Below are 6,823 nucleotides of genomic sequence, written 5' to 3' on the forward strand. Positions count from 1 at the left end.
GCTCATAGGCATCGCTGCGGCCAACCTGCGGGCCTTTCTTTCCGGCGCTCCGCAGAACGTGGTCAACGCGGTCGGCTAGGAGGCGCGGGCTAGGGGGTTGTCCCAAAATTGTGGGGGCAAGACTCTGCGCAATGGCCCCGGTCTTTACACAGACACGAATCCTGTGTCATTCGTGACATGCGTCAACACTGACATATGCCACATCTGACCAAAGCCGGAGGAACGACCATGCGCAAATTTTCCCTCATCCTGACCCTGCTGGCCCTGCTGGCCTTCACCGGCAGCGCGTTTGCGGCCGAGAGCATCCTGGTGGGCACCACCACCAGCACCGCCGACACCGGCCTGCTGGACTATCTGGCCCCGAAGATCCTGAAGGACACCGGCCTCGACATGCGCTGGATCGCCGTGGGCACGGGCAAGGCCCTGGAGCACGGCAAGAACTGCGACGTGGACGTGCTCATGGTGCACGCCCCCGGCGCGGAGGAAAAGTTCATCGACGAAGGCCACGGCGTGCTGCGCAAGGAATTCATGTACAACGACTTCATCATCGTGGGCCCGGCCAAGGACGTGGCCAAGATCAAGGGCAAGACCGCGGGCGACGCGCTCAAGGCCATCGCGGGCGCCAAGGCGCCCTTCGCCAGCCGCGGCGACGACTCCGGCACGCACAAGCTGGAGCAGCAGCTGTGGAAGGCCGCGGGCCTCAGCCCGGACAAGGAGTCCTGGTACATCAGCGTCGGCCAGGGCATGCTGACCACCCTGCGCATGGCGGCGGAGCGCGGCGCGTACACCGTCACCGACCGCGGCACCTGGATCGCCTATGAGGCCAAGGACCACGGCAAGTCCGGCCTGGTCATCCTCTCCGAGGGCGACCTGGCCCTGCGCAACCAGTACAGCATCATCCTGCTCTCGGCCAAGTGCAGCAAGATCAAGCACGAGGCGGCCAAGAAGCTCATGGCCTGGTACCTTTCGCCCGCGGGGCAGAAGGCCATCGCCGACTTCAAGGTGGAGGGCAAGCAGCTCTTCACGCCCAACGCCGCCAAGTAAAACTCGGCCAAGCAAGGACGCTTAGAAAACAGTGGATTACTTCAGCGAAGGCCTGGCCAAGGCCGTGGAACTGCTGCTGGCCCTGGACCCCGAGACCTTCTCGGCGGTCTGGGCCACGGCGGCGGTAACGGCCCTGGCCCTGGCCGCAAGCCTGGTCATGGGATTGCCCCTGGGTTTCGCCCTGGGGCATTTCCGCTTTCCCGGCCGCCGCGTGGCCCGGCTGGTGGTGGACTGGATGCTTTCACTCCCCACCGTGGTCATCGGGCTCATCGTGTACGCCCTGTTCACCACGCGCGGGCCCCTGGGCGAATGGGGCCTCTTGTTCACCCTGCCGGGCATGGCCATCGGCCTCACGCTCCTCGGCCTGCCCATCATCATCGCCATGACGGCCACGGCCGTGGAATCCACCGACGTGCGCCTGACCCAGACGGTGCTTTCCCTGGGCGCGGACCGCATGCAGCTCCTCGCGGCCACCCTTTCCGAGGCGCGCTTCGCAATGGCGCTCGCCGCGGCCTCGGCCTTTGGCCGCATCGTCAGCGAGGTCGGCATCGCCATGATGGTGGGCGGCAACATCAAGTGGCACACACGCACCATCACCACGGCCATCGCGCTGGAAACGGGCAAGGGCGAGTTCGCCAGCGGCATCGCGCTCGGCATCGTGCTCATGCTGGTGGCGCTGGTGGTGAACCTCATCGTGGGCCTGCTGCGCTCGCGCTCGGCCGAGGGCCTGCGGGGGCGCGCATGAACGCGGCGACGGAGCGCACGGCCGGGCCTCTGTACCGCCTCACCGGCATTGAGGCGGCGTATGCCGACGGCCAGACCGCCCTGCGCGTGCCGGAGCTCGCCATCCCGCGCGGCGGCATTCTGGGCCTGGCGGGGCACAACGGCAGCGGCAAAAGCACCCTGCTGAAACTTTTGGGCTTTTTGCTGGCCCCGCGCGCGGGAGTGCTGGAGTTCGACGGCGCGGCCGTGGACGCCCACGCCTGGCGCGGCGCGCACCTGCTGCGCCGCAAGGCCGTGCTGCTGGGCCAGGACACCTGCCTGCTCTCGCGCTCGGTTGCGGCCAACGTGGCCTATGGGCTGAAGCTGCGCGGCCTGCCGGTTTCGGCCGGGGATGTGGCCGAGGCCCTGGCGCGGGTGGGCCTGGACGCCAGGGACTACGCGGGCCGTTCCTGGCGGCAGCTCTCCGGGGGCGAGGCCCGGCGCGTGGCCCTGGCCGCCCGGCTGATCCTTAAACCCGCCGCGCTGCTGCTCGATGAGCCCACGGCGGGCCTGGACCGCGCCAGCACGGAGCACGTGAAGGCGGCGGTGCTCTCCGCGCGCCAGGCCTATGGCACGACGCTCGTCATCTCAAGCCACGACATGGACTGGCTGTCCTCCTGCGCGGACAGGGTGCTGACCCTGGAAGAAGGGCGCATCGTTTCCGGCCTGGACTAGAAGCCCAAAAAAAGGAGCCGCCCGCGCGTCGAAAGCGTCAGGCGGCCCCGGTGTGGTCACGGGTCGTTTGCGGCCTAGAAGGCCTTGGTCATGTCCGCGGAAAGCTCCCGGTACAGGTCGGCCACCAGGATGACGCCCAGCACCTTGCCGTTCTCCTGCACCACGGCCCAGCCGCGCTTGCGGCGCAAGAAAAGCTCCAGCACCACGGGCAGCGGATCGTTGGGCTTCAGCGTCGGCACGTCGGCCTCCATGTGGCCCGCCAGGGACGTGTGGGTGCACACGGCGCTGGCCCGGGCAAAGGTCTTGTCGAAGTCGCTTTCCTTCACCACCTTCAGTTCCGGGTCGCGCAGCACGCATTCGTCCAGCGCGGCCAGCACGGTCCACACGGAAATGGCGCCCTTGAGCACGCCTTCCTTGTTGCCGTTCTTGCCCATGACGAGCACCACGTTGTTCTCCGGCGACTTGTTCTGGCTTTCGCGCAGGGCGCGCACGGCCTCCGCCAGGCTGGCGGATTCGTCCACTGTCGCAAAATCATCGCGCATCAAATCCCAGGCCCTTTTCCGAAACAGCATGCGGCACTCCTAGAGGATGGTTCCGCCCACAAGGAAATCAACGCCGGGCGGTTAGGGCCATCATAGCCCGCGCGGGCCGGGTGTTGCAAGGGGCGCGGCCCCTCTGTCGCGCCTGCCCGGCAGGCCCCACGGACCTTGACAATCCGCGTGCCAGACCGCACTCTGCCGCGTATGAAGCGTGTATTGGCCCTGGCGGTCTTTTTCGCCCTGGCGCAGGTGCTGGCCTGGGGCTCCCCGGCCCGGGCGGAGCTGCCCTTCGGACCTGGCGAGAAGCTCAGCTACAATCTCTACTGGACCTTCATCCTGGCGGGCTCCGCCACGTTGGAGACCTTGGAGACCGGCCCGGTGGCGGCGACGGCCGCGAGCCCCGGAGATGGGCGGCAGGCCATGCACTTCCGCGCCCTGGCGCAAAGCACGCCATTTATTGATAAGTTCTACAAGGTGCGCGACTCCATCGAATCCTGGGTGGACCCGGCGGTGACCCACGCCATCCTCTACCGCAAGGACCAGAGCGAGGGCGACTACGTGCGCAACTACGTGGTGCGCTTCGACAAGAACGGCAACGTGGCCTACCGCTACAGCAAGGGGAATTTCAAGAACGCGGTCATCATCCCCACAGGCAGCTTCGACCCCTTGTCCATGCTGTTTCTGTTCCGCACCAAGCCCCTTGCCGTGGGCTACGAATTCGCCGCGCCGGTTACGGACGGCGAGAAGAGCATCACCGGCACGGCCAAGGTCATCAAGCGCGAAACCATAAAAACTCCGGCGGGCGAATTCGACACCCTGCTGGTCGAACCCGATGTGCGCAACATCGGCGGGGTGTTCCGCAAAAGCCCCGATGCGACGTTGCAGGTCTGGATCACCAACGACGCCCGGCGCATTCCCGTGCGCGTGAAGAGCAAGGTGGTGGTCGGCCATTTTTCCATGGAACTTACCGGGTATGAACCCCCGAAAAAGAAGGCGGCACAGTGAACAGCTCCAGATCGAAGAAGACTCCCAAACGCTCCGCCCCCAGCGCCCGCAACGGCCGCGCCCCGGCCCGCAGCGGACCCGGACAGGCCCGCCGCAGCGGCGGCGAGCACCGCCGCGCCCCCAGCGAGCGCGAGGCGCATCCCCTTGAAGGCAAGACCCTCACCCTGACCATCGACACCCTGGCTCTGGGCGGCGCCGGCGTGGCTCGCTTGCCCGAGGGCGTGGAAGGCCTGGAGGACGGCGCGGGCATGGCCGTGTTCGTCACCGGCGGCCTGCCGGGCTCCGTGGTCGGCGCGCGCATCACCCGCGTGCACCGCCGCCACGCCGAGGCCCAGGTGGCCGAGGTGCTGACGCCCTCGCCCGAGGCCGTGGCCCCCCTGTGCCCCCACACGGACGTGTGCGGCGGCTGCCCCCTGCAGACCCTGGCCCCGGAGCGGCAGCTGTTCTGGAAAGAGCGGCAGATCCTGGACGCCCTCAAGCGCATCGGCCGGGTGGAGCCCAAACGCGTGCTGCCCGCGCTGCCCGCGCCAAGCGTCACGGCCTTCCGCAACAAGATGGAGTTCGCCTTCCAGGGCTTCGGCGCAAGCCTGCGCCTGGGCCTGTACGCCAAGGCCGACCCCGGCCGCGTGTTCGACGTGGCCTCCTGCGCCATTTTCACCAAGGACGGCCAGGCCATGCTGGACGCCGTGCGCGAGGCCTGCCGCGAGGCCGGTCTGCCCGCCTATGACCGCCGCACCGGCCAGGGCCTTTTGCGCCACCTGGTGCTGCGCCACAGCGTGCATCAGGACAAGTACCTGGCCCAGCTCATCACCGCGCCCGTCCCGGCGGACAGCGCCCCCGCGCTGGCTCTGCTGGCCCTGGGCGAGGAACTTCTGCGCCGCTTCCCCAAGCTGGCGGGCTTCGTCCACTCCGAGCGCGCCCGCGCCGACGGCCTGGCCCAGTCCGAGCGCACGGTGCTGGCCCTGGGCGAGAGCGCTCTCGTCGAGACTTTGGAGGACGTGCGCTATTCCATCAGCGCCGACGCCTTCTTCCAGACCTGCACCGGCGGCGCCCTGGGCCTGTACGCGGGCCTGCGCGAGCTGGCGGACCTGGCCCCCACGGACGTGGTGTACGACCTGTACTGCGGCGGCGGGGGCATCGCGCTCTTCCTGGCGGGCCACGCGGGCAAGGTGCTGGGGCTGGAGGCCAATCCTTCCGCCGTGGCCGACGCCGAGGCCAACGCCCGGCTGAACAAGGCCGAGAACTGCCGCTTCATCCGCGCGGACCTGACCGGCGAGAGCGCCGTGCCGGAACGCCTGCCCGAAGGCTACACCAAGGCCGACGCCGTGGTGGCCGACCCCCCGCGCGAGGGCCTGGACGCAGGGCTCATCGGCTGGCTGAACCGCACCAGGCCTTCGCGGCTGGTGTACGTGTCGTGCAATCCGGCCACCCTTGCGCGCGACGCCGGACTTCTGGCGGGCGAGGAGGGCGGCTTCGAGCTTGCGGCCGTGCGCGCCGTGGACTTGTTCCCGCACACGGCCCATGCCGAGTGCCTGGCCCTGTTCACGCCCAAATAGCCGCGGCGGCCCGGCTCCACCTGCCACCTCTACTTGCCGAGTGGCGGGCAAGCGGGGTAGGCTGCTGCAACGTGTTCATCCCCCCGGAGGAAGCCGATGTCGACCGTGATCCGCAAGAGCCTCTTGCAGCTGGTGTTCTCCGGCGCGTTCATGAAGCGCTGGAACGACCGCCTGCGCCCCATGGAGCTCATGGAGGTGGACAAGCAGGCCCACAAGATGATCGTGGCCTGGATGCTGCTCACCCGCGTCACCGCGGGCATGCCCCTGGCCGAGCGCCTGGAGCTTGTGGAGGAGACCATTGAGGGCGGCATCTTCGACTACTTCTACCGCCTGGTCATCACCGACATCAAACCGCCGGTGTTCTACAAGATCAAGGCCAACCGCGAGGACTACCAGAAGCTCACCCAGTGGGTGCTGCCGCAGCTCAAGCCCCGGCTGGCCCCCCTGGGCCAGGACTTCTGGGAGCGCATGACCGTGGCCCTGATGGAGCCGGAGGAGAAGACCCTCGCCCGGCGCATCCTCATGGCCGCGCACCTGTACGCCTCCTACTCCGAGTTCCGGGTATTGAAGCCGCTCAATCCGCAGGACGAGGAGATGCCGGAGATCGAGGAGAGCTTCCAGAAGCGTCTGGCCGCCTTGACGGACATCCCCGGCGTGGCCGATCTGCTCTCCGGCGGCAACGAGTTCGGCCGCTTCGCCGCGCGCGCGGGCCAGCTGCGCTTCCAGAAGCGCTGGTCGCAAACGCCCCGCGTGCCGGAAACCACCGTGCTGGGGCACATGTTCCTGGTGGCCACCTATTCCTGGTTCTTCAGCGTGGAGGCGGGCGCCTGCCAGGCCCGGCGGCAGAACAACTTCTTCACCGGCCTGTTCCACGACCTGCCGGAACTTCTGACCCGCGACATCATCTCGCCCGTGAAAAGCGCCGACGCCTCCATCGGCGAACTCATCAAGCAGTATGAGAACCAGGAGTTGGAGCGCAAGATCATCGGCCCGCTGAAAAAGGGCGGCTGCGAGGATCTGGCCGAGCGCCTGGGCTATCTGCTGGGGCTCGATGTGGGCTCGGAGTTCATCGCCACCGTGCGCGAGCCCGGCCCGGACGGCATCGTGGAAGTGCACAACGTCACCGAGAGCGACCTGCGCGGGCCCAAGAATCTGGACGAGCTGGACCCCAAGGACGGACCTCTGCTCAAGATGTGCGACCGGCTGGCCGCGTTCATCGAGGCCGACACCGCGCTCAGAAAC

The 6,823-nt window shown here is 68.0% G+C and carries 7 protein-coding genes; 6 read left to right on the plus strand and 1 reads right to left on the minus strand.

Going from position 1 to position 6,823, the window contains the following annotated elements; translation table 11 throughout:
• Positions 1 to 228 precede the first annotated feature (228 nt).
• Genes VN419_RS01160 through VN419_RS01170 form a run of 3 tightly spaced genes read left to right on the plus strand, consistent with a single transcriptional unit; the run spans position 229 to position 2,481 of the window.
• Positions 229 to 1,044, plus strand: coding sequence for a substrate-binding domain-containing protein (locus tag VN419_RS01160; protein WP_325643560.1), 816 nt, complete (start codon positions 229 to 231; stop codon positions 1,042 to 1,044).
• Between the two features lie 31 nt (positions 1,045 to 1,075).
• Positions 1,076 to 1,789 (plus strand): ABC transporter permease, encoded by a 714-nt coding sequence (locus VN419_RS01165; protein WP_325643562.1) that lies wholly within the window; start codon positions 1,076 to 1,078, stop codon positions 1,787 to 1,789.
• Positions 1,786 to 2,481, plus strand: a complete 696-nt coding sequence (locus tag VN419_RS01170) for an energy-coupling factor ABC transporter ATP-binding protein (protein WP_325643564.1) — start codon at positions 1,786 to 1,788, stop codon at positions 2,479 to 2,481. Before VN419_RS01165 ends, VN419_RS01170 begins: the two co-directional genes overlap by 4 nt.
• Before the next feature lie 74 nt (positions 2,482 to 2,555).
• Here VN419_RS01170 and VN419_RS01175 read toward each other — a convergent pair whose 3' ends face one another.
• Positions 2,556 to 3,053 (minus strand): CBS domain-containing protein, encoded by a 498-nt coding sequence (locus tag VN419_RS01175; protein WP_325643566.1) that lies wholly within the window; start codon positions 3,051 to 3,053, stop codon positions 2,556 to 2,558.
• Between the two features lie 183 nt (positions 3,054 to 3,236).
• Between VN419_RS01175 and VN419_RS01180 the strand changes: the two genes are divergently transcribed.
• The 3 genes from VN419_RS01180 to VN419_RS01190 all read left to right on the plus strand — a co-directional run.
• Positions 3,237 to 4,025, plus strand: coding sequence for a DUF3108 domain-containing protein (locus tag VN419_RS01180; protein WP_325643568.1), 789 nt, complete (start codon positions 3,237 to 3,239; stop codon positions 4,023 to 4,025).
• A complete protein-coding gene (gene rlmD / locus VN419_RS01185) occupies positions 4,022 to 5,581 on the plus strand; it encodes a 23S rRNA (uracil(1939)-C(5))-methyltransferase RlmD (protein ID WP_325643570.1) in 1,560 nt (519 codons plus the stop codon). Before VN419_RS01180 ends, rlmD begins: the two co-directional genes overlap by 4 nt.
• Positions 5,582 to 5,677: 96 nt before the next feature.
• The coding region (locus VN419_RS01190) for an HD domain-containing protein (RefSeq protein ID WP_325643572.1) at positions 5,678 to 6,823 on the plus strand (1,146 nt) is incomplete at its 3' end.

The sequence above is a fragment of the Humidesulfovibrio sp. genome (assembly GCF_035560995.1).
Taxonomy (GTDB): Bacteria; Desulfobacterota; Desulfovibrionia; order Desulfovibrionales; family Desulfovibrionaceae; genus Humidesulfovibrio.